Here is a 26,898-nt window from a genome sequence, read left to right as displayed (position 1 = left end):
GCTCGTTCGGGATGACCTTATACGGGGGCCGATGCACAAACTTTTCCGCCATTGAGCGTTCCAGTTCGCGCATCAGCCCGAGTCCAACTGAAGTAAGGGTAATGATATGAAGAAGGCAAAATTAAGCCTCGCCTGGCAGATCCTCATCGGTCTGGTCCTGGGGATTGCGATTGGCGCGCTGCTCAATCATTTCAGTGCTGAAAAGGCCTGGTGGATCAGCAACGTCCTGCAGCCTGCGGGCGATATCTTTATCCGCTTGATCAAGATGATCGTGATCCCGATCGTCATTTCCTCGCTGATCGTCGGCATCGCCGGTGTCGGTGACGCGAAGAAACTGGGGCGTATCGGCCTAAAGACCATCATCTACTTCGAAATCGTGACCACCATCGCCATCGTCGTCGGCCTGCTGCTGGCCAACCTGTTCCATCCGGGCGCAGGCATCGACATGAGCACCCTGGGCACCGTGGACATCTCCAAGTACCAGGCCACTGCGGCCGAGGTGCAGCATGAACACGCGTTCATCGAGACCATCCTCAACCTGATTCCATCGAACATCTTCGCGGCCATGGCCCGCGGCGAGATGCTGCCGATCATCTTCTTCTCGGTGCTGTTCGGCCTGGGCCTGTCGAGCCTGCAGTCCGACCTGCGCGAACCGCTGGTGAAGATGTTCCAGGGCGTTTCGGAAAGCATGTTCAAAGTCACCCACATGATCATGAACTACGCCCCTATCGGCGTATTTGCACTGATCGCGGTGACCGTCGCCAACTTCGGTTTCGCCTCCCTGCTGCCGCTGGCCAAGCTGGTGATCCTGGTGTACGTGGCCATCGCCTTCTTCGCTTTCGTGATCCTCGGCCTGATCGCCCGCCTGTTCGGCTTCTCGGTGATCAAACTGATGCGCATCTTCAAGGATGAGCTGGTCCTGGCCTACTCCACCGCCAGCTCGGAAACCGTGCTGCCGCGGGTGATCGAGAAGATGGAAGCCTACGGCGCGCCGAAAGCCATCTGCAGCTTCGTGGTGCCGACCGGCTACTCGTTCAACCTCGACGGTTCGACCCTGTACCAGAGCATCGCGGCGATCTTCATCGCCCAGCTGTACGGCATCGACCTGTCCATCAGCCAGCAACTGCTGCTGGTGCTGACCCTGATGGTCACCTCCAAAGGTATCGCCGGGGTTCCGGGCGTGTCCTTCGTGGTCCTGCTGGCCACCCTGGGCAGCGTCGGCATTCCTCTGGAAGGCCTGGCCTTCATCGCCGGTGTCGACCGTGTGATGGACATGGCGCGTACCGCCTTGAACGTGATCGGCAACGCCCTGGCGGTACTGGTCATCTCCCGTTGGGAAGGCATGTACGACGACGCCAAGGGCCAGCGCTACTGGAACTCCCTGCCGCACTGGCGCAGCAAGGAAAAACTGCCAGCAGGCGAAGCGTCCAAAGGCTAAGCGCCTATTGTGTAGGAGCTGGCTTGCCAGCGAAGAGGCCCCAAGCCCTTCACCTGCCTGAAGACCGCCTTCAGCGGCAATCCAGCCCCAACAGATGACAGGCCCCGGTTAATCCGGGGTTTGTCGTTTCTGCCCGCCCCGCTATCATTCGCCGCATCTTTCGAGGGGTATGACCGATGCTCAATGGCCTGTGGCTTGGCTTCTTTATCGTGGCAACCGTGTCGGCCCTGGCGCAGTGGCTGGTGGGTGGCAACGCGGGGATCTTCGCTGCCATGGTGGAAAGCATCTTCGCCATGGCCAAGCTGTCGGTGGAGGTCATGGTCCTGCTGTTCGGCACCCTGACCCTGTGGCTGGGTTTTCTGCGCATCGCCGAGAAGGCTGGAATCGTCGAGTGGCTGGCCAAGGTCCTGGGGCCGCTGTTCAAGCGCCTGATGCCGGAAGTGCCGCCGGGGCACCCGGCCCTGGGCCTGATCACCCTGAACTTCGCCGCCAACGGCCTGGGCCTGGACAACGCAGCCACGCCCATCGGCCTCAAGGCCATGCGCGCCCTGCAGGAACTCAACCCCAGCGCCACCACTGCCAGCAATGCGCAGATCCTGTTCCTGGTGCTCAACGCCTCGTCCCTGACCCTGCTGCCGGTGACCATCTTCATGTACCGCGCCCAGCAAGGCGCGGCGGACCCGACCCTGGTGTTCCTGCCGATTCTCCTGGCCACCAGCGCCTCGACCCTGGTGGGCCTGCTGTCGGTCGCGGTGATGCAGCGCCTGCGCCTGTGGGACCCGGTGGTACTGGCCTACCTGGTTCCCGGGGCCCTGGCCCTGGGCGCCTTCATGGCCTTGCTCGCCACCCTGTCGGCCACGGCCCTGGCGTCCCTGTCGTCGATTCTCGGCAACCTCACGCTGTTTGGGCTGATCATGCTGTTCCTGGTGGTCGGCGCGCTGCGCAAGGTCAAGGTCTACGAGGCCTTTGTCGAGGGCGCCAAGGAGGGTTTCGACGTCGCCAAGAGCCTCTTGCCATACCTGGTCGCGATGCTCTGCGCCATCGGCGTGCTGCGGGCGTCCGGGGCCCTGGATTTCGGCCTCGACGGCATTCGTCATCTGGTGGAGTGGGCCGGTTGGGACACACGTTTTGTGGACGCCTTGCCCACTGCCCTGGTCAAGCCGTTCTCGGGCAGTGCGGCACGGGCCATGCTCATCGAGACCATGCAGACCCAGGGCGTGGACAGCTTCCCGGCCCTGGTGGCGGCCACCATCCAGGGCAGTACCGAAACCACCTTCTATGTGCTGGCGGTGTACTTCGGCGCGGTAGGCATCCAGCGGGTGCGGCACGCCGTGGGCTGTGCCTTGCTGGCGGAATTCGCCGGTGTGGTGGCGGCGATTGCGGTTTGCTACTGGTTCTTTGGATGAGTTGAGCGAGCCTTCGCCGGCAAGCTGGCTCCTAATCCCTCTGTAGGAGCCGGCTTGCCGGCGAAAGGGCTCTCAATGTTTCAGCGCCCGATTGCCCTGCCCCACTGCCCAATCCACCACTTGCCGGGTCAGCGCGTCGCCGGCCTGGCCAAATCCTGTGACCACCGCCGGCACCCCGGTTTCAGCCAGCGCTTGGCGCACTTCGAAGCGCCGGCTGGCGAGGATCTTCTGGTCGTAGCCACGAATCAGCCGCGCATCCAGGCGGATCACCACCTGGGCGGCGTTGCCCTGGTATTCGGTCTGGAAGGCTTGCAGGTCGCCGCCCAGGGCCAGGTCGGTCTGCAGGTTGCTGTCATCGGTGCTCAATAGCTGGACCCGGCCATCGCGCTGGAAGCCGTCCAGCAGGCGGTTGCGCAGCAGGATCGGTGCCGGGTCGCTCCAGCGCGAAGCCTTGTAGCTGCTGATCAGGTTGCCCTGGGGAATCACCGCGATCCGTGCGCTGTTCAGCGCATCCCCGGCCTGGGGCTTGAGCAACTGCAAGGACCACGGCAGGGCCTGGTTCGGCGCCGTGGCGCCGGCCTGGCTTACCGGCAGCCGATAGATGTCCAGCGGCTCGCCCTTGGGCAGTATCGAGCAGGCCCCGGTCAGGGCCAGGGCGGCGCTCAGGCCCAGGGGGGCAAGCAGGCGATAGGCACGCTTCATGGCGTGAACTCCTTGTTCTTCTCGTTACCCAGCAGGTAACCGCCGGGGTTGGCTTCCAGGCGCCGGGTGATGGCCCGCAGCGAGCTCAGGGTCTCGCGCAGCTCGCGGACGGCTGGCGCCAGGCCGTTGAGGCCCTGCATGCCGTTGTTCAGCGAGTCCTGGTTGTCGCTCAGCAGTTTGTTCAGGGTGGCGCTGCTTTGCTCCAGGGAGCGCATGGCGTGCTCGGCGCTGCCGAACATCTGCTTGCCCTGGTCGTTGAGCAGGCCGTTGGCATTGCGCATCAGCGCGGTGGTCTGTTCCAGCATGGCGCCGGTCTGCTTGCTGATGGAGCCCAGTTGCTGCATCAGCTGGCGCAGGTCGTCGCGCTGCTCGGCGATGCTGGCGGAGGTCTTCTGCAGGTTGTCCAGGGTGCTGCTGACCCGGGCCACGTTGTCCGGGGAGAACATGCGGTTGGCGTTGTGCAGCAGCAGGTTGACCCCGGTCATCAGGTCGTTGCTGTTGTTCAGCAGGCGGGCGATGGGCGACGGTGAGGCGATGATGGTGGGCAGTTCGCCGTCCTTGCCCTTGAGGGTCGGGCTTTGCGGCGTGCCGCCGCTGAGCTGGATGATCGAGGTGCCGGTGATGCCGGTCAGGGCCAGCTTGGCCTGGGTGTCCTCCTTGATCGGCGTCTCGCTGCCCAGGCGGATCTGTGCCAGCACCCGGCGCGGGTCCTTGGGGTCCAGGCGCAGGTTGACCACATCACCGACCTTGATCCCGCTGTATTGCACGGAGCTTCCCTTGGACAGGCCACTGACCGCCTCGTTGAAGACGATCTGGTAGTCCTGGAAGGCGCTGTCGACGCTGGACTTGGCCAGCCACAGGCCGAACAGCAAGGCGCCGGCCACCACGATCACGGTGAACAGGCCGATCAGTACATGATGGGCTCGGGTTTCCATGTCATCCCTCGTTGGTCTGTGTAGCGGCCTGGTAGGCCGCGCGGCCGCGAGGGCCATGGAAGTATTGGTGAATCCATTCGTCGTCGGTCTCGGCGACGATATCGATGGCATCCGCCACCAGTACCTTTTTCTGCGCCAGCACCGCCACCCGGTCGGTGATGGTGTAGAGGGTGTCCAGGTCGTGGGTGACCAGGAACACACTGAGCCCCAGGGCATCGCGCAGGGTCAGGATCAACTGGTCAAAGGCGGCGGCGCCCACCGGGTCGAGGCCGGCGGTGGGTTCGTCGAGAAACAGGATGTCCGGGTCCAGGGCCAGCGCCCGGGCCAGGGCAGCGCGCTTGATCATCCCGCCAGAGAGCGAGGCCGGGTATTTGTCGGCCGCCGACAGCGGCAGGCCGGCCAGGGCCAGCTTGACCGCCGCCAGGTGTTCGGCATCGGCACGGGACAGGCCGGCATGCTCGATCAATGGCAGGGCGACGTTCTCGGTCACGGTCAGCGAGGTGAACAGCGCGCCCTTCTGGAACAGTACGCCGAAGCGTCGTTCGATCAGCGAACGTTGCTGTTCCGGCAGGCTTGGCAGGTCCTGGCCGAATACCCGCACCGAGCCTTCGCTGGGCTGGCGCAGGCCGACGATGCTGCGCAGCAGTACCGACTTGCCGCTGCCCGAGCCGCCGACCACGCCGAGGATCTCGCCCTGGTACACATCCAGGTCGAGGTTCTCGTGCACGCTCTGCTTGCCGAAGCGGTTGCACAGGCCACGGACCTCGATCACCGCCTTCGCCGGCGCGCGTGGCGGCCGGCTCACCAGCCCATCTCCATGAAGAACAGCGCGGCCACGGCATCGATGACGATCACCACGAAGATCGACTGGACCACGCTGGAGGTGGTGTGGGCGCCCACCGACTCGGCGCTGCCGCTGACCTTGAAGCCTTCCAGGCAGCCGATGGCGGCGATCAGGAAGGCGAAGATCGGCGCTTTCACCAGGCCCAGCAGGAAGTGCTTCACGCCGATATCCGAATGCAGCAGCGAGAGGAACATCGCCGGGGAGATATCCAGGGACAGGGCGCAGACCACCGCGCCACCGACTATCCCCGAAAGCATCGCCAGGAACGTCAGCATCGGCAGCGACACCAGCAGGGCCAGGACCCGAGGCAGCACCAGCAGTTCTACCGGGTCCAGGCCCAGGGTGCGGATGGCGTCGATCTCTTCATTGGCCTTCATCGAGCCGATCTGCGCGGTGAAGGCGCTGGCGGTGCGCCCGGCCATGAGAATCGCGGTGAGCAGTACGCCGAATTCCCGCAGGAAGGAAAATGCCACCAGGTCCACGGTGAAGATGCTGGCGCCGAAGTTGGCCAGCACGGTGGCGCCGAGAAAGGCCACCACCGCTCCCACCAGAAAGGTCAGCAGGGCGACGATGGGCGCCGCGTCGAGGCCGGTCTGTTCGATGTGTGCCACCACCGGGGTGATGCGCCAGCGCTTGGGGCGCAGCAGGCCGCGGGCCAGGGTTTCCAGGATCAGGCCGATGAAGCCCAGGACCTTCAGGGTGTCCTGCCAGACGGTATAGACCGCGCTGCCAATGCGCGAAAGCAATTGCACGCTGACCGAGATCTCCGGTTCCTTGACCGGTACGCAGAAGTCGTTCAACGAGGTGTAGACCGTGTGCAGCAGCGCGCGGTCGGCGGCGGACAAGGTGCAGTCGGGGTGTTCGGCGGACTGCCCCAGGCGTTCTGCCCCCAGCAGCTCCACCAGCAGCGATGCGCCGGCGGTGTCCAGGGCACCCAGGCCGTTGAGGTCGATATGGGTGCTGCTGTCGTAGCGGCCGTCCAGGGATTGGCTGAGGCGCTTGAGGTCGCTGTAGTGCGCCAGCGTCCAGTCGCCGCCGATGCGCAATTGCGCCGGGGAGTGGGCAAGGTCCAGTTGAGCGGTGCCGGGCGTCACGCTGCTAGTCATAAGCTCCGAGCTTGTGTGGCCATTTCGCAGTGCTACGTAATAGCACGATCCCGGTTACTTTGCCTCGCCGGTCTTGGCCGCGTCTTGATCTGGAGCGGTGATCTCGAAGCGCAGCACGCCGATCACCTGGCCGTCCTCGGTGATCACCCGCACCTGCCAGTCGCCCGCCGGGTTGGCGGGGAAATTCTGCTTGTGGGACCAGGCACGGTAGCCTTCCTTGCGCCCGCCATGGATGTCCAGGGCGACGCGATCCACCTCGCTGCCGTTGAATTGCCAGACGTGGTAAATGCGCTCGTCCAGGCCCCGGGGGGCGTTGATCGCGGTGTAGGCGTACAGGCCGGTGCTGCTTACCTGGGCGGTGCTGATCTGCTCCAGGCTGTCGCCCGGGGTGCGATCCTGGAGCTGGGTGCTGATGGCATCCTCGGTCAGCCACAGGGTGGCCGGCGGCACCCAGGAGCGCAGCAGCCAGCCGGTGCTGCCGATGGCCAGGGTAATGGCCAGCACGGTCAGGGCACTGCGCAGGCTGCGGATCGGCAGGATCGAGGCCAGGCTCGGAAAGGACAGGAGCATGGCGATGCCCAGGGCCAGCTTGAAGCTCTGGGCGGTGGTCAGGTGCAGGATCAGCGGCAGGGCCGTGAGCAAGGCGGCGAACAGGGTCAGGGTGTGCAGCGCCAGGAACAGCCAGCGGCGCGGGGCCAGCCATTTGTAGTACAGCGGGTCAGTGATGGAAATCAGCGCCGCGGCGCCGAGCAGGCCGGTGAACACCAGTTGGCCACTGTTCCAGCTGGTGGTGATGAAAAAGAACGGCAGGACGAAGAACAGGCTTTCCTGGTGGATCATCTGCGTCGCATAGCGCAGCAGCGGCTGCGGGATCTCGCGCTTGAAGACCTTGGTGAACAGCTGGGTCAGGCTGTTCTCCAGCATCAGCCAGACCCAGCTCACCAGCAGGATCACGGCGATCCACGAGGCCAGGCTCTGTTGCCGGTCCACCAGGATGAAGCTGCCGACCCCGGAGATGAAACCGCCGAGCGCAATGATCCCCGGATAGCGCTTCATCAGTTCGAGAATGCGCTGGATGAGGAGGGTCAGGTTCGGCATCGGGGGATCACAGTCAGGGCAGGAAAAACCGCGACAGGATAACGTCGGCGGCGGTCCGTGGCGAGGGAGCTTGCTCAGGTGCGCACGCGCTGGCGAGGTAATCCGGCCAAGGTGATTGCATTGCCCTGTCCCTGGGGCTGCTGCGCGGCCCGGCGGGAGCAAGCTCCCTGGCCATGGGTCAGCGGGCCCGGCGGCGCAGCAGGTAGACGCCGAAGCTGCCGAGCAGGATCAGGGACAGCAGGCCGCCGATCAGCCAGAGCAGTTGTTCGTCACTGAGTAGCGGTTGTTCGATGCGCAGGTAGCCCGGCTGCTGCAGCAGCTGGCGCAGGGCCAGGTTGGCCTGTTCCAGGCTCACTGCTTTCAGGCGCTTGGCCGGGTCGCTGAAGCGGCCGTTGTCGAAGTCCCCGAGGGCGCTCCAGTAATAGTCCGCCAGGGCGCTGTTGCCCTGCACGGCCCAGGCCTGGCGATCGATGGCAGCCTGTTTCAGGCGGGCGAAGGCGGCCGGGTCGAGGCCGTCCTTGAGCAGCCGTGCCTTGAGCTGCTCTACCACTTGCCGGGCTTGGGGCAGGTCGTCGCGCTCAAGGTCGGCATTGAGGCTGAGAAAGCCCACGCCACCGAAGACTTCCCGATCACTCCAGGGGCCGTAGGACAATTCGTGCTCAAGACGCAGTTGGCGATACAGCGCCCAGTCCAGGTAGTCCTTGAGCAGGTCGAAGGTCTCGTCGTGCTGCTGGTCCAGCACGGGCTCGGGAAACAGCCAGTGCAGTTGCGCGCTCTGCCCTACCCAGCCATGGACCAGGGTGCGCTCAGGGGCGGCGGTGCCCTGGATCTGCGGCAGGTCGGGGTGTTCGCTGGGCTCCACCGGCTCCAGGGCACCGTAGGTGCGCTCCAGGTAGGCCGGTAGCAGGCGATCGAGCTCGCCCACCACGATCAGGGTCATGTTGTTCGGGGCGTACCAGTCCTTGCGTACCTGCTCCAGCTGGGCCAGGGTCAGGTTCCCGACCTCGGCGCGTTCGGCGCATTTGAGCCCCAGTTCCACCGCCAGCTGGTTGCCTGCCTTGTGTCCCAGGTCCTGGCGGTCGAGCCAGCGTTGCAGGTGCGAATAGTGACCCCCGCCTTCGCGTTCCACCACTTGCTTGGCCGCGGCCACGGCGTTGTCGTCCAGGCGGGTATGGGTCAGCAGCGACAGCAAGAGGTCCAGGACCTTGCGCTGGTTGCGCGCCGGGGCCTCGATGACGAAGGTGGTGTCGGCATTGCTGGTGTAGGCATTCCATTCGCCGCCCAGGGCCTGCATGCGTTCTTCCAGGCCGCCTTCCCCGCTGTCATCCACGCCGCTGAACAGCAGGTGTTCCAGCAGGTGCGGCAACTCCTTGTCGGCACAGGCGAAGTCGTCCAGGCCCACTCCCACCACCAGGCGGATCGCCACGTGGCCGCGTTCGCTGCCGGGCTTGAGCAGCAGTTGCAGGCCATTGGGCAGGGTGTAGCCTTCGACCTGGAAACGATCCAAAGCCCATCCTTGTGCACTGCCCAGCAACAGGCAGGCGAATAACAGACAACGCATAACAAGCTTCCTTACGGCGTGCGTAAGTTCTACAGACTTCGTGGGACTGTGGACGTTCAGGGTGAATGAGTGATGTCAGCCATCTCTTCGACCTCCAGCGCGCCGGTGTCCGAGGTTTCCAGAACCACGTAGGCACTGCTGCAGAACAGGGAGTTGAGGCGCTTCATGTCGGCGATCAGCTCCAGGTGCAGCGAACTGGTCTCGATGCTCTGGACGATCTTGCGTTGCAGGCGGCTGACGTGGGCGTGGGCCAGGCGCCGCTCCTGGGCGCGGAAACGGCGTTTTTCCCGCAGCAGCTGGCGCGCGCTTTCCGGGTCGGCGCTCAGGAACACCGAGAGCCCCAGGCGCAGGTTGGCGATCAGTTGCGCGTGCAGCCCGGTCAACTCTTCCAGGCCAACCTCGGAGAAGGAGCGGCGCTGGGAGGTCTTCTGCTGCTGGACCTTGCGCAGCATTCGCTCGATCAGATCGCTGGCCAGCTTGAGGTTGAACGCCAGTTCGATGATTTCGGCCCAGCGCCGGCTGTCCTGGTCGCTGAGGTCTTCCCGGGGCATCTGCGCCAGGTACAGCTTGATGGCGCTGTACAGCGCTTCGACGTCGTCGCTGAGGGCGCGCAGCTCCTGGGTGATGGCGGTCTGCTTGCCCTGCAGCGCGTCGCGCATCGCCTCCAGCATGCTGTCGATCAGGTCACCGATGCGCAGGGTTTCGCGGGCGGCGTTGGCCAGGGCCAGGCTCGGCGTGGCCAGGGCGGTAGGGTCCAGGTGCCGCGGGCGAGCGCGGCCGTTTTCCTGGGGGCGCTCCGGCAGCAGCCAGGCGCAGAGCCGGGCCATGGGGCCGACAGTGGGCAGCAGCAACAGGCAGCGGGCGGTGTTGTACAGCAGGTGGAAGCCGATCACCACTTCCTGGGGGCTGAAGTCCAGGCTGTCCATCCAGTGGGCCAGTGGGTCGAGCACCGGGATGATCAGCAGCAGGCCGATGAGCTTGTACAGCAGGCTGCCCAGCGCGACCTGGCGCCCGGCGGCGTTCTGCATGCTGGTGCTGAGGAAGGCCAGTACCCCGCTGCCGATGTTGGCGCCGATCACCAGGCCGATGGCCACCGGCAGGCTGATGACCCCGGCGCCGGCCAGGGTCGCGGTGAGCAGCACCGCCGCCAGGCTGGAATAGGACACCATGGCGAACACCGCACCCATCAGTGCATCCAGGAGAATATCGCCGGTCAGCGAGGCGAACAGGACCTTCACGCCCTGGGCATGGGTGATGGGGGCCGCGGCTTCGACGATCAGTTGCAGGGCCAGGATGATCAGCCCCAGGCCGATGCCGACCCGGCCCAGCTGGCCGGCGCGGGTCTGCTTGCGCGAGAGAAAGAAGATCACCCCGAGGAAGATCAGCAGCGGCGACAGCCAGGACAGGTCGAAGGTCAGTACCCGGGCCATCAGCGCGGTACCGACGTCGGCGCCGAGCATGGTGGCCAGCGCCGGGGTCAGCGCCATCAGGCCCTGGCCGACAAAGGACGTCACCAGCATCGCCGTGGCGTTGCTGCTCTGGACCATGGCCGTGACCAGGATCCCGGCAATGAACGCCAGTGGCCGCCTGGCCATGTTCTGGCCGATCACGTGGCGCAGGTTGGAGCCGTAGACCCGCAGGATGCCGGTACGGACGATATGCGTACCCCAGATCAGCAGGGCCACGGCGGAAAGCAGATTGAGCAGGGTCAGCATAGAGGCCCCCCCTGGGGTGAAGTGCCCCAAGCGGGGCGAGTGGACGTTGTTGCGCGACGTTCTACGTTATGTACTTAAGCTGTAGTTGGCTAACGCACGAGGCGCCAGCATCGCATAGCCAAACCGGCGATTGAAACAAAACTGTCATGAAAACAGCTTCCTGCAGACGCAGAAAAGGGGCCCGAGAGCCCCTTTTCCATTCAGCGCATTCCCGGATTATTGACCAGGAACGTCCTTGCGCAGTTTCACCGGGTCCTGCTGTTTTTTCTTTTTCGCGATGGCGGTGCGCATCTTGATGTTGATGGCTTCCACCGCCAGGGAGAAGGCCATGGCGAAGTAGACGTAGCCTTTTGGCACGTGCACTTCGAAGGCTTCGGCGATCAGGACCGTACCCACCACCAGCAGGAAGGACAGCGCGAGCATTTTCAGCGACGGGTGCTTGTCGATGAATTCGCTGATGGTCCCGGCCGCCAGCATCATCACCAGCACCGCGACGATGATGGCCGCCACCATGACCGGCACATGGGAAACCATGCCCACGGCGGTGATCACCGAGTCCAGGGAGAAGACGATGTCGATAATGGCGATCTGGATGATGGTGTAGAGGAAGTTGCCGCCCTTGCCCTTGGGCTCATCAATGGTTTCGTCCTCGCCTTCCAGGGCGTGGTACATCTCCTGGGAGCTTTTCCACAGCAGGAACAGGCCACCGAAGAACAGGATCAGGTCACGCCCGGAAATGCCCTGGCCGAAGACCACGAACAGGTCGGCCGTGAGGCGCATGACCCAGGTGATCGACAGCAGCAACAGAATGCGCGTGACCATCGCCAGCGCCAGACCGAAGATTCGCGTGCGCGCCTGCATGTGCTTGGGCATGCGGCTGACCAGGATCGAGATCATGATGATGTTGTCGATGCCCAGGACGATCTCCAGGGCAGTCAGGGTAAAGAAGGCAACCCAGATTTCCGGGTTGGTCAGCCATTCCATGTGTATTCCTTTGAGCGAGTGTTATAGCCCGGGCCGTGAGGCCGGCCCGGGCGCAGAAGCATTGCTTTTATAGAGTGCTGAACAGCGGAAAAATCCCCATCAGCAAAGCGGCGAACATTATGCACAGGCAGACCAGCACTGCCCACTTGAGGGTGAAGCGCTGGTGATCGCCGAACTCGATACCGGCCAGGGCCACCAACAGGTAGGTCGAGGGTACCAGCGGGCTGAGCAAGTGCACGGGTTGGCCGACGATCGACGCACGGGCCATTTCCACCGCGGTGATGCCGTAGTGGCTGGCGGCTTCGGCCAGCACCGGCAGCACGCCGTAGTAGAAGGCATCGTTGGACATGAAGAAGGTGAACGGCATGCTCACCAGCGCGGTAATCACCGCCAGGTACGGCCCCAGGGCTTCCGGGATCACCGCCAGCAGGCTCTTGGACATGGCATCCACCATGCCGGTGCCGGACAGGATGCCGGTGAAGATGCCCGCCGCGAAGATCAGCCCGACCACCGCCAGCACGCTGCCGGCGTGGGCCGCGACCCGATCCTTCTGCTGCTGCAGGCAGGGATAATTGACGATCATGGCGATACTGAAGGCCACCATGAACAGCACCGGCAACGGCAGCAGCCCGGCGATCAGCGCGCACATCAGGGCGAAGGTCAGGGCGCCGTTGAACCAGATCAGCTTGGGACGACGAGCGTCGGGGTACTGCGACACGCTGATCTCGCTGTGGTCGATCTCGTCGCCCGCCAGGTGCAGTTCACCCAGGCGCGCCCTTTCCCGCTTGCCGTACATGTAGGCGATCGCCAGGATCGCCACCACGCCGGCCAGCATGGCCGGGATCATGGGCACGAAGATGTCCGACGGGTCCACGTGCAGGGCGCTGGCCGCGCGGGCGGTCGGGCCGCCCCAGGGGGTCATGTTCATCACCCCGCCGGCGAGGATGATCAGGCCGGCCATGATTCGCGGGCTCATGCCGATGCGGCTGTACAGCGGCAGCATGGCGGCCACGCAGATCATGTAGGTGGTGGCGCCGTCACCGTCCAGGGACACCACCAGGGCCAGTACCGCAGTGCCCACCGAGACCTTCAGCGGGTCGCCCTTGACCAGCTTGAGGATCTTGCGCACGGCCGGGTCGAACAGGCCGGAGTCGATCATCAAGGCAAAGTAGAGGATGGCAAACATCAGCATCACGCCGGTGGGCGCGAGCTTGGTGATGCCTTCGAGCATCATCGGGCCGATCTTCGGCGCAAAGCCACCGAACAGCGCGAACAGGATGGGCACGATGATCAGGGCGATCAGCGCCGACAGGCGCTTGGTCATGATCAGGAACATGAAGGTGATGACCATGGCAAAGCCAAGGAAAGTCAGCATGGGATTACTCCAGGCGTAGCGCGGCTAGGGAATGGCGAACCGGGTGGGATCAGCGCAGAACGGCAAGCACGAGGCGTACGGGAGGAGTTGCAGCAAACAGGCGGGTAGGAGCGGACATCAGAATCACCATTGTTGTTGTTAATAGGGCCGGGAGCGCGAGAAACGCCCGCTGTGGCCAACCGGTCTGTTGCCGGTAGTGGAGGCGATCCTAATGGGGGAAGCTTTCAGCCAGCTTTCGTCGCTGAAAGGAACGAACGGATGTTGCAGCAGGCGACCAGCGGCATAAAGTGATGGCTATCGGCGCCAGGGAGACATGCACATGAGAGAGTTGCACACCGGAGGCTGCCACTGCGGGCGGCTGCGTTACCAGTTCAGCGGCCCGTTGCGGGACATCGCCCACTGCCATTGCTCGATCTGCCGCCGGGTCAGTGGCGGTCTGGTGACCACCTGGATCACCCTGTCCGCCTCGGCTTTCGAATGGCTGGAAGGCGTTCCCGCCCGGTACGACTCATCTGGAAGTTGTGCGCGCTATTTCTGCGGCAACTGTGGTGCTCATTTGGCGCTGATCACCCACCTGAGCCCAGACAGCATCGATGTCACCATCGCCACCCTGGATCACCCGGAACTGGCGCCTGCAGACCGGCATATCTGGACCGACAGCCGCCTGCCCTGGTTGCATTTGGACGAGCACCTGCCGCAAGAACCGCAGGAAACCCTGTAGCCGCTGCCGTAGGCTGCGCACGAGCGTGTAGCGGTCGCGAGGCTCTCAAGGCCGCCCAGCAAGGCCCTTCGGTCCTTTTCGCAGCCTCGCGGGCTTGGCAGCGCTACGGCAGTTCCAACCCGCCTGCCGCCTTGTGCAGCGTCCGCAGATGCTCGCCCACCAGCTTCAGGTTGGCCTCGTTGGCGGCGATTTCCGCCGCTCGGGCCGGTTCCAGCAGGGCTCGCACTTCCTTGTCCAGGTCACCGGTCAAGGATTGCAGTTGCTTCTGCCGCTGGCTGCTCTCGGACTCCAGGCGTTGCCATTCAGCGGGCTGAGGCAGGCCGTAGCCGCCGCTGCCCAGCAATTCTGCCGGGCGGCTGAGGAAGCCGCTGTTGGCGAGGATCTGCTGCAGGGTCTTGTTGGCCTGCTCCATACCACCATTTTTCAGCTCGCGAGCCCCCAGGTAGCGCTGCTTGACCTCGTCCTGAGCCAGCAGCAGTTGCCGGCGATAACTGGCCTGCTCCAGCAGCAGCAAGGCGGCGCTGGTGCGCAGGTCGGCCTGGTCGAACCAGTGCCGGCGTTCCTCGGCGCTCAGCGACAGCCAGTCTTCGACGCTGGCCTGCTTGATCGGCAGGCGCTTCTTGATCACCTCGAACATCGCCTGGTAGCGGTCGCGGAAGGAGTCGAAGCGATACCCCAGGCGCAGCGCCTCGCGCGGGTCGTCGAGCACGCTGGTGTCCGCCAGCCCCCTGCCCTTGAGCACCTCCAGCAAGCCGTTGGGCATGATGCTGTCGAGGCCGATCAGTTGCTTGTTGTTGCTGCCGCTGCGCAGCAGCTTGAGGCTTTCCACTGCGCAGTTGTTGGACAGGAAGTAATAGTTGCCGTCGTAGCTCCAATGCATCTCGGCGGCGTGCTCCACCACTTCCTCGATCTCGCTGCGTGACAGCTTCAACGGCACCGAGGCCAAGCTGCGCAGCTCGGTCTTGGTGTACTCGTCGATGACCTGGGACAGCGGCAGGACAAACAGCCGCGAAGGGTACTTGCCCACCAGGCCGTCCCAGCTGGAGAGCTGCACGTCACCAACGAAGGCGCGGTAGGACAGCACTAGGTGCTGGTCCAGGTCCAGCCGGCAATCCGGCCCGCGGGGGCGGCCCGGGGCGCAGATCACCAGGCGCAGCATGCTGTGGCCCCAGCGGCTGACCCAGTTCTGGTTGGCTTCGGCCAGCAGGTAGTCCACCGCGTAGACCCGCTCCGGGTCCACCTGCCCCAGGGGCGTCTTGGCGAAGTCGTTGCCGGCGTTGAGGAAGGCGAAGGACTTGGCGCAGCTGTCCTTGGCGGCCGGCGCCCAGCCGAAATGTTCCTGGTAATAGCGGTACAGCGCCGGGCGGCGGCAGGCGTAGCTCGGATCGAGAAGGAAGTACTCCATGTTCACCGCGACGAATTCCTTCGGGTTGGTGATCTCGTAGATGTCCGGGCTGCGGGCGACCTGACGGTTGTGCTGCTCGCGTTCGCCACGGCGGCCGACGTATTGCGGCCAACCGGCCAGATCCAGCAGCCGTGGATCATCGCTGAGGGTGAAGCGCCGGTCATTCTGGCCGCGACACTCATCCGGCAGGCCGATCAGCCCGGAGGTGCTGTTCTTGCGGGTGCAGCGCTGGATCAGGCTACGCTCGGCACCGGGCCATAAACGCGCGCGATCATAAATGTGGGTCAGTTCATGGAGTACCGTGGCGAGCATTTCCCGGCGCACGGTGCCATGGGGGCGGCTGGTCTTCTGGGTGGCGGCGGAGCCGTCGGTCAGGCTGGGCAGCAAGGCTCGGTTGAGGTCCAGTTCCGACACCAGGGATGCCTCGCCATAGGCGTTGTCGGGCATTCGGTCGGTCCAGCCGACATCAATGGTGCGATCCAGTTGCTGGATGAAACGCGGCGGCAACGCCTGCCTCGCTTCATCCAGCAGTGCCTGGCTGGCGTGTTGCTGCGCCGGGCTCAAGCCATCGGTCTTGAGGCGCAGTTGCAGGTCGGCCTGGGCGGTGCCGCAGAGCAGCCCCAGGGTCCCGGCCAGCAGCCAGGCTAGGAGTGGTTTCACAGGGCCAGGATGGCTTCGGCAAGCACCTGGTCGCTGGCGTCGCGGGCTTCTGGCAGCTGCGTGCGCAGGGCATTGAACGCCGCTTCAAGTTGCGCGCCGCGGATATCACCGTTGCTGGCGACGAAGCTGGCGGCATCGTCGTGGGCTTCGCGCACGACTTTGGAGTCACGGATCGAAGTGGTGGTGTCCGAGGTGAAATCGATCGTGCGGCCAGAGGCGCGGACGATGATGTTACTGGTGGCCACCAGGGTGTGTGCCTGGGCCACGTCGGCCAACAACAGCAGGCCAAGGGTGGCGGCAATCAGCGGGCTACGCATGGAACGACTCCGGAAGAACAGGGATGGTTATTGGACGAGAATTGCCTGCGCCAGTTCAAGGTCGCTGGCATGAAGTTTTGCCGGGTCCTGGCGCAGGTATTCCAGCGCAGACTCCAGGCGGGCGCCGCGCAGTTGGCCGTCGGTTGCCACGAAGGCAGCGGCGTCATCCTGGGCAGCAAGCAGCAGTTTATGGTCGAAGGGCGCCGAGGTCACCTGGCCTGTCGCATAGACGGTGACAACCAGGCTTTGGGTGGTGAGGTCGAATGCCTGCACCGAACCGGCCCAACAGGCGGCGATCAATACGGGAGCGGAAAGCGAAATACGGAACAAACCCAAGAGTCTCGACAGCTGAAAACCAGCGCCAAGGCTAGCGCAATGCCCCTTGGAGGACCAGCGCAGAGGGTTTCAGGTGCGCCGGGGCACCTGAAACCGAGACGCTTCAGATTGCCAGGATGGCCTGGGCCAGCTGTGCATCAGAGGCCTGCAACTGAGGCGCTTGCTGGCGAATGTGGGCAAATGCGCTTTCCAGTTTTACCCCGCGAATGGCGCCATCGGTGGCGACGAAACTGGCGGCATCATCCCGGGCGGCACGGACAATCTTGTTGTCACGCAGGGATGAAGTGGCATCGGAGGTGGCGTCGGTGGTGGCCTTGAGCGCGCCGACAATGGCGTCGGTGGTCACGATCAGGCTGGTGGCGTGGGCATTGGCAGCCAGGGCCAGCAGGGCGGCGGCGCTGAGCAGGCGGAGACGGGACATGGGTAACTCCTGTGAATGAACAGACAATTTAAGGGCGCTGAGTGAGACGCCGGGCAGCCACTGCGAGGTGCTGTGTCTGATTGCTCTGACGCAGTTCGAATGAAAATCGCCACGTCGCCTCAGATATTAGGCTCAGCGGCCCCATTCGCACAGTGTTGCGGCAGGCCTCAGCGCCAAAAGGGTTTGTGCAGTTCCGCTGCCCGATCGCTGTGGCTGATGCCGCTGTCCGAGAGTTGTCGTTCATCCATTTGTGCCAGCAAGTGACGGGTGCGGGCCCGCTCCCGTGTGTTGGCGAGCGCCGTGAGCCAGCGCTTGAAGGGCGTGCAGTGAAGGTGGGTGCCAGGGGACGAGTGCATGATGCTTGCCTCCATGAGCAGCCGAGCGATGAGCTGGCTGCAACCTCATGGTGCGGCGGTTCGATGCGGTGATACAGATACAATCGAGCTAAATTGTACTGGTTAATTGTTATGTTTTATAAAACTGTACCTGTTCCGATGAAACGGGCTGTATTTCAGCTGTGTAGCGCGTTTTCCGCGGCCAGAACGACAAGACCCGTCGCGGTTTCCCGCGACGGGTCTTGTTGTGTGCAATTCGGGGTGCTGGCGGTGGACCCGGTGGGTCAGGGCCAGCGACGCTGAGTTAGCGCCAGAACGGCTTGCTCAGCTCTTCGTAGCGTTGTGCTTCGCTGATCCCGGCATCGGCCAGCAGACGCGAATCCAGGCGAGCCAGTTGATGGCGGCTGGAGATGCGGCGCTGCCACAGCATCAGGTTGGCGATAACGCGCAGAGGCAGGGAAGCCTGGGTTTTTTCAGCTTTGTCTTCGAAGAACAGTTCGGAACTGAGTGTACGTTCCATGGTTGACATCCTTCCGCTTGTGGCGGGATCAGGTAGTGGTTTAACTGGTGCCCATGATCCTCTTCCCGCGCAAGACTCTGTAGATACAGTTCACCTGTATTGTGAAGGACCAGTTAACTGTTTATAGGGGCTGTACTGTTCGGAAAAGGCGCAACTGTACCTGTCAGCACCTTTATGGTGCATTTCGGTGCTTTTTGATGGGAGGCAAGTGGTTTTAGGCGGGGAAAATACCGGTACAGCAGTACAGTTTTTGGCGGTCTCTGGCGAGCGGCCGGCAAGCTGACGAAACTGTGTTTGCGTCAGCTGCCAACTGTATCAATTACTCGACGAGCATTTTCCCGGTTTCTTCCAGGTTGATGTGCCAGCTCAGGGCATCACGCAGGATATGCGGCGTGTGACCACCCAGGGCGCAGGCCTTGGTGAAGTAGTCATTCAGTGCGTCGCGGTAGGAAGGATGCACACAGTTGTCGATGATCACCCGGGCCCGCTCCCGCGGTGCCAGGCCGCGCAGGTCCGCCAGGCCGATCTCGGTCACCAGGATGTCGACGTCATGCTCGGTGTGGTCCACGTGGCTGACCATCGGCACCACGCTGGAAATCGCTCCGCCCTTGGCAATCGACTTGGTGACGAAGATCGCCAGGTGTGCGTTGCGGGCGAAGTCGCCGGAGCCGCCGATGCCGTTCATCATCCGCGTGCCGCAGACGTGGGTTGAGTTGACGTTGCCGTAGATATCGAACTCCAGCGCGGTGTTGATGCCGATGATACCCAGGCGGCGCACCACTTCCGGGTGGTTGGAGATCTCCTGCGGACGCAGCACCAGCTTGTCCTTGTAGCGTTCCAGGTTGCCGAACACGTCGGCGTTGCGCCGGCTCGACAGGGTGATGGAGCTGCCCGAGGCGAAGCTGAGCTTACCGGCGTCGATCAGGTCGAAGGTCGAGTCCTGCAGTACTTCGGAGTACATGGTCAGGTTCTCGAATGGCGACTCGATCAGGCCGCACATCACCGCGTTGGCGATGTTGCCGATACCGGCCTGCAGCGGGCCGAGCTTGTTGCTCATGCGCCCGGCATCCACTTCCTGCTTGAGAAAGTCGATCAGGTGGTTGGCGATGCCCTGGGTCTCGCTGTCCGGGGTGGAAACCGTGGACGGCGAATCCGACTGATTAGTGATGACGATGGCGACGATCTTGTCCGCAGGGATCGGAATCGCCGTGCTGCCGATGCGATCGTCGACCTTCACCAGGGGAATCGGTGTACGGGTCGGGCGATAGGTCGGGATATAGATGTCGTGCAGGCCTTCCAGATTCTGGTTGTGCGCCAGGTTGATCTCGACGATCACCTGCTTGGCGAAGATCGCGAAGCTGGCGGAGTTGCCCACCGAGGTGGTCGGCACGATATGGCCCTGTTCAGTGATGGCGACAGCTTCGATCACTGCAATGTCCGGCAGCTTGAGCTGCTGGTTGCGAAGTTGTTCGACGGTTTCCGACAGGTGCTGGTCGATGAACATCACTTCGCCGGCGTTGATCGCCTTGCGCAGGGTGCTGTCCACTTGGAACGGCATGCGCCGGGCCAGCACGCCAGCTTCGGTGAGCTGCTTGTCCAGGTCGTTGCCCAGGCTGGCGCCGGTCATCAGGCTGATTTTCAGTGGCGTTACCTTGGCCCGTTCGGCCAGGGCATGGGGCACGGCCTTGGCTTCACCGGCGCGGGTGAAGCCGCTCATGCCGACGGTCATGCCGTCCTCAATCAGGGCGGCAGCGTCAGCGGCGCTCATCACCTTATCCAACAACGAAGGCAAGCGGATACGATCACGGTACATGGATTGTTATCTCGGGCAACGGAAGCAAGAAGCGCAGTCTAGTGATTTCAAAAAAAAACACCGCGCGACAAAGGTCGAATGAAAGGCCCTGATCTAGAGCCTTCTGTCGGCTTTATGGAGTAAATAAAAAACCCCAGCCTACTAAAGGCTGAGGTTTTGGGTATTGCGCTACAGCAGCTTTATTCGACGGCTTTGACCATGTCTTCGATGACCTTCTTGGCGTCGCCGAAGACCATCATGGTCTTGTCCAGGTAGAACAGTTCGTTGTCCAGGCCGGCATAACCGCTGGCCATGGAGCGCTTGTTGACGATGATGGTCTTGGCCTTGAAGGCTTCGAGAATCGGCATGCCGGCAATCGGCGACTTCGGATCGTTCTTCGCCGCCGGGTTGACCACGTCGTTGGCGCCCAGCACCAGCACCACGTCGGCCTGGCCGAACTCGGAGTTGATGTCTTCCATCTCGAACACCTGGTCGTAAGGCACTTCGGCTTCGGCCAGCAAGACGTTCATGTGGCCGGGCATGCGCCCCGCTACCGGGTGGATCGCGTATTTCACGGTCACGCCGCGGTGGGTCAGCTTCTCGGTCAGTTCTTTCAGCGCGTGCTGGGCGCGTGCCACCGCCAGGCCGTAGCCGGGGACGATGATCACGGTATCGGCGTTGGTCAGCAGGAAGGTCGCATCGTCGGCCGAACCGGATTTCACCGGGCGGGCTTCCTGTGCACCGGCTGGGCCGCCGGCATCGGCGCTGTTGCCGAAACCGCCCAGCAGCACGTTAAAGAACGAACGGTTCATCGCCTTGCACATGATGTAGGAGAGGATTGCACCGCTGGAGCCCACCAGGGAGCCGGCGATGATCAGCATCGAGTTGTTCAGGGAAAAACCGATCCCTGCTGCCGCCCAGCCCGAGTAGCTGTTGAGCATCGACACCACTACCGGCATGTCGGCGCCGCCGATCGGGATGATGATCAGCACGCCCATGACGAAGGCCAGGGCCAGCATCAGGGCAAAAGCACCGAGGTTGCCGCTGACCATGAAGGTCACGCCCAGGCCGAGGGTGGCCAGGCCCAGTACCAGGTTGAGCTTGTGCTGCCCGGCGAACTGTACCGGTGCGCCTTGGAACAGGCGGAACTTGTACTTGCCCGACAGCTTGCCGAAGGCGATCACTGAACCGGAGAAGGTGATGGCACCGATGGCTGCGCCAAGGAACAGCTCCAGGCGGTTACCGGCGGGAATCGAGTCGCCCAGGTGCTTGACGATGCCCAGGGACTGAGGCTCGACCACGGCGGCAATGGCGATGAACACCGCGGCCAGGCCGATCATGCTGTGCATGAAGGCCACCAGTTCCGGCATCTTGGTCATCTCGACGCGCTTGGCCATGATCGAACCGGCGGTACCACCGATCAGCAGGCCAACGATGACGTAGCCGATGCCGGCGCTCGCCAGTTCCGCGCCCAGCTTATAGATGAGGCCGATGGTGGTCAGTACCGCCAGGGCCATGCCCAGCATGCCGAACAGGTTGCCGCGTCGGGACGTGGTCGGGTGCGAAAGGCCCTTGAGCGCCTGGATAAAGCACACCGAGGCGATCAGATAGAGGGTTGTTACCAGGTTCATGCTCATTATTTCTGCACCTCTTCTTTCACGGCTTTGGGCGCTTTCTTCTTGAACATTTCCAGCATGCGACGGGTGACCAGGAAGCCGCCGAACACATTGACCGCAGCCAGGGCCACGGCCAGGGTGCCCATGGTCTTGCCCAACGGGGTCACGGTCAGGGCGGCAGCCAGCATGGCGCCGACGATGACGATCGCGGAAATGGCGTTGGTCACTGCCATCAGGGGGGTGTGCAGTGCGGGTGTAACGTTCCAGACCACGTGGTAACCGACATAGATCGCCAGCACGAAGATGATCAGGTTGTAGATACCGGGGGAGATAAGCTCTTCCATCGTCTGAATCCCTGCTTAGGCGTTTTTGCGGATGACTTGGCCGTCGCGGCACATCAGGCACGCGGCGACGATGTCGTCTTCGAGGTTGACTTCGAACTGCCCTTCTTTGGTGAAGACAAGCTTCAGGAAGTCCAGCAGGTTGCGGGCGTACAGCGCCGAGGCGTCGGCAGCCACTGCCCCGGCCAGATTGGTCGGGCCGACGATGGTCACGCCGTGCTCGACTACGACCTGGTCAGCCACAGTCAGTGGGCAGTTGCCGCCCTGAGCGGCTGCCAGGTCGATGACCACCGAACCGGGCTTCATCTGGGCCACGGTATCGGCGCTCAGCAGGGTCGGTGCCTTGCGGCCCGGAATCAGCGCGGTGGTGATGACGATATCGGCCTGTTTGGCGCGTTCGTGCACGGCCTGAGCCTGGCGCTGCATCCAGCTGGCCGGCATGGGGCGCGCGTAACCGCCGACACCGACGGCGCACTCGCGCTCTTCGTCAGTCTCGTAAGGCACGTCGACGAATTTGGCGCCCAGGGATTCGATCTGCTCCTTCACTGCCGGACGCACGTCCGAAGCTTCGATCACCGCACCCAGGCGCTTGGCCGTGGCGATGGCCTGCAGGCCGGCAACACCGGCGCCGAGAATCAGCACCCGGGCAGCCTTCACCGTACCGGCGGCGGTCATCAGCATCGGCATGAAGCGCGGATAGTAGTGGGCAGCCAGCAGCACGGCCTTGTAGCCGGCGATGTTGGCCTGGGACGACAGCACGTCCAGGCTCTGGGCCCGGGAGGTGCGGGGTGCGGCCTCCAGGGCGAAGGCGGTGATCCCGCGCTCGGCCAGCTTGGCGATGGTGTCATTGCTGAACGGATTGAGCATGCCCACTAGCACGGTGCCGCTCTTGATCAGCGCCAGTTCGCTGTCGCTGGGCGCCACGACCTTGAGAATCAGCTCGGCGCCAAAGGCATCGTTGGCGCTGCCAATGGTGGCTCCTGCCGCTTCATAGGCACTGTCGACCACGCTGGCGTTAATGCCGGCGCCGCTTTGCACAGTGACTTTATGACCCTGGCCGATCAGTTTCTTGATGGTTTCCGGGGTTGCAGCAACCCGTGTTTCACCCGTCTGGGTTTCGAGAGGAACACCAATGTGCACGTCAAATCTCCTGCTTGATCTTATTGCTTTCGATCTTTCTTAGAAGGCCAGCGCACTTCGGAGGGTGCGGCTGGGGCGGCCGATCAGCACGATCCCGCTGAAATCACAGCGGGGCGCGGCATTTTGCAGGCGAACTTTGAGGCCTTCAAGGGATTCTGACTAGTGACGGAAAATTAACTACAAGTCACCCCGTGACCGAATGTCGCAACGTACCAGGTTAAAGCCTTGTAAGCCGTGCCTTTCAAGGCTTTGCTATGGAAAATAAGATTTTTCTCATCCGTGACATGAATAGTCTTACATTGCCCTTGAATAAACCCTACAAGCCGCGTGGTTAGGCGCTTGTAGAACGATTGTTCAAGGTGTCGGTACAGTCTGTGAAAATGCGACAAATAGTTATATCTGTAGGGTTCTGATTTATTTGACTACGGGGTCAGCTATTGGCTGTGAGCCTTTATTTTTCAAGGTTGTAGCTGTTTGCCTGGTTCACCAGCCAGTCGCGAAAAGCCCGTAAAGAGGCCGATTCCACTTTGCGTTCGGGAATCATCAGGTAATACGCCTTGATGCTCGAGAGTGCCTGGGGGTTGGCAATGACCAAGCGTTTTTCGGCCAGCTCGCGCTGGATAAGGAAGGGCGGAATCAAGGCGATACCCATGTCGTGCATGGCGGCCTGGGCGAGCATGGAGAATAGCTCGTAGCGCGGACCTGTCATGTCGCGGGGGATATTCAGCTGCTGTGAGTTGAACCATTGCCGCCAGGCATAAGGCCGCGTGGTCTGCTGCAGCAGGGGCAGTTCGGCTATGGCCTCGGCGCTCAACTCTTGCTGCTTGCCGAGCATTGCCGGGCTGCACACCGGCATCGGGTTTTCGCCCATCAGCCAGTGAGACTGGGTACCTGACCAATCGGCGTCGCCAAAGTAGATGGCGGCGTCGAAGGGGGTGTCGGCAAAGAGGAAGGGGCGCGTGCGGTTGGTCAGGTTGACCGTGACTTCGGGGTGCTGCTGCTGGAAGTCCTTCAGGCGTGGCAATAACCACTGCGTCCCGAAGGTCGGAACCACCGCCAGTTCGATGACGTTGGCCCCCTGCTGGCCCATCACTGAAAGTGTGTCGCGCTCCACTGCGTCCAGTTGTGTGGCGACCCGGCGGCTGTAGGACAGCCCGGCCTCAGTGAGCTTGACTCCCCGCCGTGAACGCCGGAAAAGTTCCAGCCCGAGGAACTCTTCAAGGCTGGCGATCTGTCGGCAGACCGCGCCCTGGGTCAGGGAAAGCTCTTGGGCTGCCTTGGTAAAGCTCTCATGACGTGCCGCGGCTTCGAAGCTGATTAAGGCGGTGGTACTGGGGATCTTTCTGCGCATGTACGGCAATCTCACTAATAGATGCTGTAAAAGGCGGTTTAGGCCATTACGAAGTGAGAAATTAGCACAACACTATGCGAAATCCTCGTTTGCCTGGGGGCGCACCGTAGGCCTAGGATCTGTCCCACGATAGTTGACCTACTTCACGAGGATTCACTCATGGGCGGTAAAGCAAGCTTCAACTGGATCGATCCCCTTCTGCTGGACCAGCAACTCACCGAAGAAGAACGCATGGTCCGCGACAGTGCCGAGCAGTTCGCTCAAGACAAGCTGGCACCACGGGTTCTGGAAGCTTTCCGCCATGAGAAGACCGACCCGGCCATCTTCCGGGAAATGGGTGAAGTCGGCCTGTTGGGCGCTACCATTCCTGAGCAGTACGGCGGCAGCGGCCTTAACTATGTGTGCTATGGCCTGATCGCTCGTGAAGTGGAGCGAGTGGACTCCGGCTACCGCTCGATGATGAGTGTGCAGTCGTCCTTGGTGATGGTGCCGATCAACGAGTTTGGTACCGAGGCGCAAAAGCAGAAGTACCTGCCGAAACTGGCGTCCGGCGAATGGATTGGCTGCTTTGGTCTGACCGAGCCAAACCATGGATCTGACCCGGGTGCGATGATTACTCGTGCACGCAAAGTGGACGGTGGCTACAGCCTGACTGGTAGCAAGATGTGGATCACCAACAGCCCGATTGCTGATGTATTCGTGGTTTGGGCCAAGGATGATGCCGGCGACATTCGTGGTTTTGTCCTGGAGAAAGGCTGGAAGGGCCTGAGTGCACCAGCGATTCACGGCAAGGTCGGCCTGCGGGCCTCGATCACCGGCGAAATCGTCATGGACAACGTGTTCGTGCCGGAAGAGAACATCTTCCCGGATGTGCGTGGGCTCAAAGGACCTTTTACCTGCTTGAACTCGGCGCGTTACGGCATCTCCTGGGGCGCCTTGGGGGCTGCGGAGTTCTGCTGGCACACCGCACGTCAATACACCCTTGATCGCCAGCAGTTCGGTCGTCCTCTGGCGGCAACCCAACTGATCCAGAAGAAGCTGGCGGACATGCAGACCGAAATCACCCTCGCCCTCCAGGGCTGCCTGCGCCTGGGGCGGATGAAGGATGAAGGGACTGCGGCGGTGGAAATCACCTCGATCATGAAGCGCAACTCCTGCGGCAAGTCCCTGGATATCGCGCGCATGGCCCGTGACATGCTGGGCGGCAACGGGATCTCCGATGAGTTCGGTATTGCTCGTCACCTGGTGAACCTGGAAGTGGTCAACACCTACGAAGGTACTCACGACGTGCATGCGCTGATTCTCGGGCGTGCACAAACCGGTATCCAGGCGTTCTATTAATAGGAGAGCGACCATGGGCGCGTTATCGCATCTGCGGGTACTGGATTTATCGCGGGTACTGGCCGGGCCTTGGTCCGGGCAGATCCTTGCGGACCTGGGGGCCGAGGTCATCAAGGTCGAGCGTCCGGGTAATGGTGACGATACACGCGCCTGGGGGCCGCCCTTCCTTAAAGATGCCTATGGCGAGAACACCACGGAGGCTGCCTATTACCTGTCGGCCAACCGTAACAAGCAGTCGGTGACCATCGACTTCACGCGCCCTGAGGGGCAGCAGTTGGTGCGTGAGCTGGCTGCCAAGTCGGATATCGTCATCGAGAACTTCAAGGTAGGTGGGCTGGCGGCTTACGGTCTGGACTATCAGTCGCTCAAGGCCGTCAATCCGCGGCTGATCTATTGCTCTATCACCGGTTTTGGTCAGACCGGGCCCTATGCCAAGCGCGCGGGTTATGACTTCATGATCCAGGGCTTGGGTGGTCTGATGAGCCTGACTGGGCGACCTGAGGGTGATGAGGGGGCTGGGCCAGTAAAAGTGGGTGTGGCCTTGACCGACATCCTTACCGGGCTCTACTCCACTGTGGCGATTCTGGCGGCCCTGGCTCATCGAGATCAGGGGGGCTGTGGTCAGCACATCGATATGGCATTGCTGGATGTCCAGGTCGCTTGCCTGGCCAACCAGGCCATGAACTATCTGACCACAGGGGTCGCTCCCAAGCGTTTGGGTAATGCGCACCCTAATATAGTGCCCTATCAGGATTTTCCGACGGCGGATGGCGACTTCATCCTTACCGTGGGTAATGACGGGCAGTTTCGCAAGTTTGCCGAGGTAGCGGGTCAGCCGCAGTGGGCGGACGATCCTCGGTTTGCCACTAACAAGCTGCGGGTGGCCAATCGGGCGGTGCTGATTCCGCTGATTCGTCAGGCCACAGTATTCAAGACTACGGCGGAGTGGGTGAGCCAGCTGGAGCTGGCTGGGGTGCCTTGTGGGCCGATCAATGATCTGGCGCAGGTGTTTGCTGATCCTCAGGTCGTGGCTCGAGGCCTGGCTGTGGAGCTGCCACACGCGTTGGCTGGGATGGTGCCTCAGGTGGCTAGCCCGATTCGTCTTTCGCAAACCCCCGTTGAGTACCGTAACGCCCCTCCTCTATTGGGCGAACATACTGCAGAGGTTCTGCAACGTGTATTGGGGATGCGGGTCGAGGCTGTGGACGCCTTGAGGCATTCGCGAGTGGTGTAGCGCCGCCCTTCTATATATAGAGGCGCACCCTGTGCCTCTATATAGTCTTGTAGAAGCATCCTTAGAGGGTTCTTTTGAGCTTATTCATAGAAAATGCAAATTAACCCTTGACGGCAGATTCTACAGGTCTATAATTCGCCCCACTTCCGGCGCAGTCGAAACGGAAAACTCCTTGAGATTCAACGAGTTACGCAGTTTTCGACA

The 26,898-nt window shown here is 62.6% G+C and carries 25 protein-coding genes; 5 read left to right on the top strand and 20 right to left on the bottom strand.

All coding sequences use genetic code 11. The features are described 5' to 3' along the window. Positions 1 to 106 precede the first annotated feature (106 nt). Both gltP and AC07R1_RS10615 read left to right on the top strand, forming a co-directional pair. Positions 107 to 1,438 (top strand): glutamate/aspartate:proton symporter GltP, encoded by a 1,332-nt coding sequence (gltP, locus tag AC07R1_RS10620; protein WP_011058482.1) that lies wholly within the window; start codon positions 107 to 109, stop codon positions 1,436 to 1,438. Positions 1,439 to 1,614: 176 nt separating this feature from the next. Then, a complete protein-coding gene (locus tag AC07R1_RS10615) occupies positions 1,615 to 2,844 on the top strand; it encodes a nucleoside recognition domain-containing protein (protein WP_019095624.1) in 1,230 nt (409 codons plus the stop codon). A 72-nt stretch (positions 2,845 to 2,916) separates the two neighbouring features. Here the strand turns inward: AC07R1_RS10615 and AC07R1_RS10610 are convergent, their stop codons facing one another. From AC07R1_RS10610 to AC07R1_RS10570, 9 genes are all read right to left on the bottom strand, one after another. Further along, entirely contained in the window at positions 2,917 to 3,546 is a 630-nt protein-coding gene (locus AC07R1_RS10610; protein WP_011058484.1) for an ABC-type transport auxiliary lipoprotein family protein, read from the bottom strand. After that, positions 3,543 to 4,481 (bottom strand): MlaD family protein, encoded by a 939-nt coding sequence (locus AC07R1_RS10605; RefSeq protein WP_011058485.1) that lies wholly within the window; start codon positions 4,479 to 4,481, stop codon positions 3,543 to 3,545. Before AC07R1_RS10605 ends, AC07R1_RS10610 begins: the two co-directional genes overlap by 4 nt. A 1-nt stretch (position 4,482) precedes the next feature. Continuing rightward, positions 4,483 to 5,286, bottom strand: coding sequence for an ABC transporter ATP-binding protein (locus tag AC07R1_RS10600; RefSeq protein WP_011058486.1), 804 nt, complete (start codon positions 5,284 to 5,286; stop codon positions 4,483 to 4,485). After that, complete coding sequence (locus AC07R1_RS10595; protein ID WP_011058487.1) at positions 5,283 to 6,431, bottom strand: ABC transporter permease; 1,149 nt, start codon at positions 6,429 to 6,431, stop codon at positions 5,283 to 5,285. Before AC07R1_RS10595 ends, AC07R1_RS10600 begins: the two co-directional genes overlap by 4 nt. Positions 6,432 to 6,485: 54 nt before the next feature. Beyond that, positions 6,486 to 7,529, bottom strand: a complete 1,044-nt coding sequence (locus AC07R1_RS10590; RefSeq protein WP_015633662.1) for a DUF5924 family protein — start codon at positions 7,527 to 7,529, stop codon at positions 6,486 to 6,488. A gap of 178 nt (positions 7,530 to 7,707) precedes the next feature. Then, positions 7,708 to 9,090, bottom strand: coding sequence for a M16 family metallopeptidase (locus tag AC07R1_RS10585; RefSeq protein WP_065364951.1), 1,383 nt, complete (start codon positions 9,088 to 9,090; stop codon positions 7,708 to 7,710). A gap of 56 nt (positions 9,091 to 9,146) precedes the next feature. Continuing rightward, positions 9,147 to 10,805, bottom strand: a complete 1,659-nt coding sequence (locus AC07R1_RS10580) for a Na/Pi cotransporter family protein (protein ID WP_011058490.1) — start codon at positions 10,803 to 10,805, stop codon at positions 9,147 to 9,149. 216 nt (positions 10,806 to 11,021) lie between these two features. Continuing rightward, positions 11,022 to 11,789: a TerC family protein gene (locus AC07R1_RS10575; RefSeq protein ID WP_011058491.1), complete on the bottom strand. Its 768-nt coding sequence runs from the start codon at positions 11,787 to 11,789 to the stop codon at positions 11,022 to 11,024. A gap of 67 nt (positions 11,790 to 11,856) precedes the next feature. After that, complete coding sequence (locus tag AC07R1_RS10570) at positions 11,857 to 13,164, bottom strand: CitMHS family transporter (RefSeq protein WP_015633664.1); 1,308 nt, start codon at positions 13,162 to 13,164, stop codon at positions 11,857 to 11,859. Positions 13,165 to 13,483: 319 nt separating this feature from the next. Between AC07R1_RS10570 and AC07R1_RS10565 the strand changes: the two genes are divergently transcribed. After that, positions 13,484 to 13,885 (top strand): GFA family protein, encoded by a 402-nt coding sequence (locus AC07R1_RS10565; RefSeq protein WP_065364950.1) that lies wholly within the window; start codon positions 13,484 to 13,486, stop codon positions 13,883 to 13,885. 103 nt (positions 13,886 to 13,988) lie between these two features. Here AC07R1_RS10565 and AC07R1_RS10560 read toward each other — a convergent pair whose 3' ends face one another. From AC07R1_RS10560 to AC07R1_RS10510, 11 genes are all read right to left on the bottom strand, one after another. Next, positions 13,989 to 15,950: a DUF7844 domain-containing protein gene (locus AC07R1_RS10560; protein ID WP_065364949.1), complete on the bottom strand. Its 1,962-nt coding sequence runs from the start codon at positions 15,948 to 15,950 to the stop codon at positions 13,989 to 13,991. After that, the gene (locus AC07R1_RS10555) at positions 15,947 to 16,267 is read right to left on the bottom strand and encodes a DUF2388 domain-containing protein (RefSeq protein WP_011058495.1); all 321 of its coding nucleotides are present in this window, start codon (positions 16,265 to 16,267) and stop codon (positions 15,947 to 15,949) included. Before AC07R1_RS10555 ends, AC07R1_RS10560 begins: the two co-directional genes overlap by 4 nt. Positions 16,268 to 16,294: 27 nt before the next feature. Continuing rightward, positions 16,295 to 16,603 carry a DUF2388 domain-containing protein gene (locus tag AC07R1_RS10550; protein ID WP_011058496.1) on the bottom strand — a complete coding sequence of 103 codons (309 nt, stop codon included), beginning with the start codon at positions 16,601 to 16,603 and terminating at the stop codon, positions 16,295 to 16,297. A gap of 103 nt (positions 16,604 to 16,706) precedes the next feature. Further along, a complete protein-coding gene (locus AC07R1_RS10545) occupies positions 16,707 to 17,024 on the bottom strand; it encodes a DUF2388 domain-containing protein (protein WP_011058497.1) in 318 nt (105 codons plus the stop codon). A 167-nt stretch (positions 17,025 to 17,191) separates the two neighbouring features. After that, a complete protein-coding gene (locus AC07R1_RS10540; RefSeq protein ID WP_019095628.1) occupies positions 17,192 to 17,395 on the bottom strand; it encodes a DUF1127 domain-containing protein in 204 nt (67 codons plus the stop codon). 268 nt (positions 17,396 to 17,663) lie between these two features. Beyond that, a complete protein-coding gene (locus AC07R1_RS10535) occupies positions 17,664 to 17,879 on the bottom strand; it encodes a DUF1127 domain-containing protein (protein WP_011058498.1) in 216 nt (71 codons plus the stop codon). Positions 17,880 to 18,198: 319 nt separating this feature from the next. Next, positions 18,199 to 19,692 (bottom strand): succinyl-CoA:acetate CoA-transferase ScpC, encoded by a 1,494-nt coding sequence (gene scpC / locus AC07R1_RS10530; protein WP_065364948.1) that lies wholly within the window; start codon positions 19,690 to 19,692, stop codon positions 18,199 to 18,201. 179 nt (positions 19,693 to 19,871) lie between these two features. Continuing rightward, positions 19,872 to 21,308, bottom strand: a complete 1,437-nt coding sequence (locus AC07R1_RS10525; protein WP_495110514.1) for an NAD(P)(+) transhydrogenase (Re/Si-specific) subunit beta — start codon at positions 21,306 to 21,308, stop codon at positions 19,872 to 19,874. Then, positions 21,308 to 21,631 (bottom strand): NAD(P) transhydrogenase subunit alpha part 2, encoded by a 324-nt coding sequence (locus tag AC07R1_RS10520; protein ID WP_005783507.1) that lies wholly within the window; start codon positions 21,629 to 21,631, stop codon positions 21,308 to 21,310. The genes AC07R1_RS10525 and AC07R1_RS10520 overlap by 1 nt, the downstream gene beginning before the upstream one ends. Positions 21,632 to 21,646: 15 nt before the next feature. Then, positions 21,647 to 22,768 (bottom strand): Re/Si-specific NAD(P)(+) transhydrogenase subunit alpha, encoded by a 1,122-nt coding sequence (locus AC07R1_RS10515; protein WP_019095630.1) that lies wholly within the window; start codon positions 22,766 to 22,768, stop codon positions 21,647 to 21,649. A 451-nt stretch (positions 22,769 to 23,219) separates the two neighbouring features. Further along, positions 23,220 to 24,119 carry a LysR family transcriptional regulator gene (locus AC07R1_RS10510; RefSeq protein WP_011058502.1) on the bottom strand — a complete coding sequence of 300 codons (900 nt, stop codon included), beginning with the start codon at positions 24,117 to 24,119 and terminating at the stop codon, positions 23,220 to 23,222. Positions 24,120 to 24,278: 159 nt separating this feature from the next. Between AC07R1_RS10510 and AC07R1_RS10505 the strand changes: the two genes are divergently transcribed. After that, positions 24,279 to 25,460 carry an acyl-CoA dehydrogenase gene (locus tag AC07R1_RS10505; RefSeq protein ID WP_011058503.1) on the top strand — a complete coding sequence of 394 codons (1,182 nt, stop codon included), beginning with the start codon at positions 24,279 to 24,281 and terminating at the stop codon, positions 25,458 to 25,460. A 13-nt stretch (positions 25,461 to 25,473) separates the two neighbouring features. Further along, a complete protein-coding gene (locus tag AC07R1_RS10500; RefSeq protein ID WP_053154858.1) occupies positions 25,474 to 26,694 on the top strand; it encodes a CaiB/BaiF CoA transferase family protein in 1,221 nt (406 codons plus the stop codon). Positions 26,695 to 26,898: the final 204 nt, after the last annotated feature.

The organism is Pseudomonas sp. GW821-FHT07F01 (assembly GCF_059418825.1).
The sequence above is the reverse complement of the archived record's forward strand: the minus strand, read 5'-3'. Positions and strand labels throughout refer to the sequence as shown.

Excerpts from the sequence above, each read along its gene's own strand:
- gltP (WP_011058482.1), top strand. The coding sequence starts at position 107 with ATGAAGAAGGCAAAATTAAGCCTCGCCTGGCAGATCCTCATCGGTCTG.
- AC07R1_RS10615 (WP_019095624.1), top strand. The coding sequence starts at position 1,615 with ATGCTCAATGGCCTGTGGCTTGGCTTCTTTATCGTGGCAACCGTGTCG.
- AC07R1_RS10610 (WP_011058484.1), bottom strand. The coding sequence starts at position 3,546 with ATGAAGCGTGCCTATCGCCTGCTTGCCCCCCTGGGCCTGAGCGCCGCC.
- AC07R1_RS10605 (WP_011058485.1), bottom strand. The coding sequence starts at position 4,481 with ATGGAAACCCGAGCCCATCATGTACTGATCGGCCTGTTCACCGTGATC.
- AC07R1_RS10595 (WP_011058487.1), bottom strand. The coding sequence starts at position 6,431 with ATGACTAGCAGCGTGACGCCCGGCACCGCTCAACTGGACCTTGCCCAC.
- AC07R1_RS10590 (WP_015633662.1), bottom strand. The coding sequence starts at position 7,529 with ATGCCGAACCTGACCCTCCTCATCCAGCGCATTCTCGAACTGATGAAG.
- AC07R1_RS10585 (WP_065364951.1), bottom strand. The coding sequence starts at position 9,090 with ATGCGTTGTCTGTTATTCGCCTGCCTGTTGCTGGGCAGTGCACAAGGA.
- AC07R1_RS10580 (WP_011058490.1), bottom strand. The coding sequence starts at position 10,805 with ATGCTGACCCTGCTCAATCTGCTTTCCGCCGTGGCCCTGCTGATCTGG.
- AC07R1_RS10575 (WP_011058491.1), bottom strand. The coding sequence starts at position 11,789 with ATGGAATGGCTGACCAACCCGGAAATCTGGGTTGCCTTCTTTACCCTG.
- AC07R1_RS10570 (WP_015633664.1), bottom strand. The coding sequence starts at position 13,164 with ATGCTGACTTTCCTTGGCTTTGCCATGGTCATCACCTTCATGTTCCTG.
- AC07R1_RS10565 (WP_065364950.1), top strand. The coding sequence starts at position 13,484 with ATGAGAGAGTTGCACACCGGAGGCTGCCACTGCGGGCGGCTGCGTTAC.
- AC07R1_RS10555 (WP_011058495.1), bottom strand. The coding sequence starts at position 16,267 with ATGCGTAGCCCGCTGATTGCCGCCACCCTTGGCCTGCTGTTGTTGGCC.
- AC07R1_RS10545 (WP_011058497.1), bottom strand. The coding sequence starts at position 17,024 with ATGTCCCGTCTCCGCCTGCTCAGCGCCGCCGCCCTGCTGGCCCTGGCT.
- AC07R1_RS10540 (WP_019095628.1), bottom strand. The coding sequence starts at position 17,395 with ATGGAGGCAAGCATCATGCACTCGTCCCCTGGCACCCACCTTCACTGC.
- AC07R1_RS10535 (WP_011058498.1), bottom strand. The coding sequence starts at position 17,879 with ATGGAACGTACACTCAGTTCCGAACTGTTCTTCGAAGACAAAGCTGAA.
- scpC (WP_065364948.1), bottom strand. The coding sequence starts at position 19,692 with ATGTACCGTGATCGTATCCGCTTGCCTTCGTTGTTGGATAAGGTGATG.
- AC07R1_RS10525 (WP_495110514.1), bottom strand. The coding sequence starts at position 21,308 with ATGAGCATGAACCTGGTAACAACCCTCTATCTGATCGCCTCGGTGTGC.
- AC07R1_RS10520 (WP_005783507.1), bottom strand. The coding sequence starts at position 21,631 with ATGGAAGAGCTTATCTCCCCCGGTATCTACAACCTGATCATCTTCGTG.
- AC07R1_RS10510 (WP_011058502.1), bottom strand. The coding sequence starts at position 24,119 with ATGCGCAGAAAGATCCCCAGTACCACCGCCTTAATCAGCTTCGAAGCC.
- AC07R1_RS10505 (WP_011058503.1), top strand. The coding sequence starts at position 24,279 with ATGGGCGGTAAAGCAAGCTTCAACTGGATCGATCCCCTTCTGCTGGAC.
- AC07R1_RS10500 (WP_053154858.1), top strand. The coding sequence starts at position 25,474 with ATGGGCGCGTTATCGCATCTGCGGGTACTGGATTTATCGCGGGTACTG.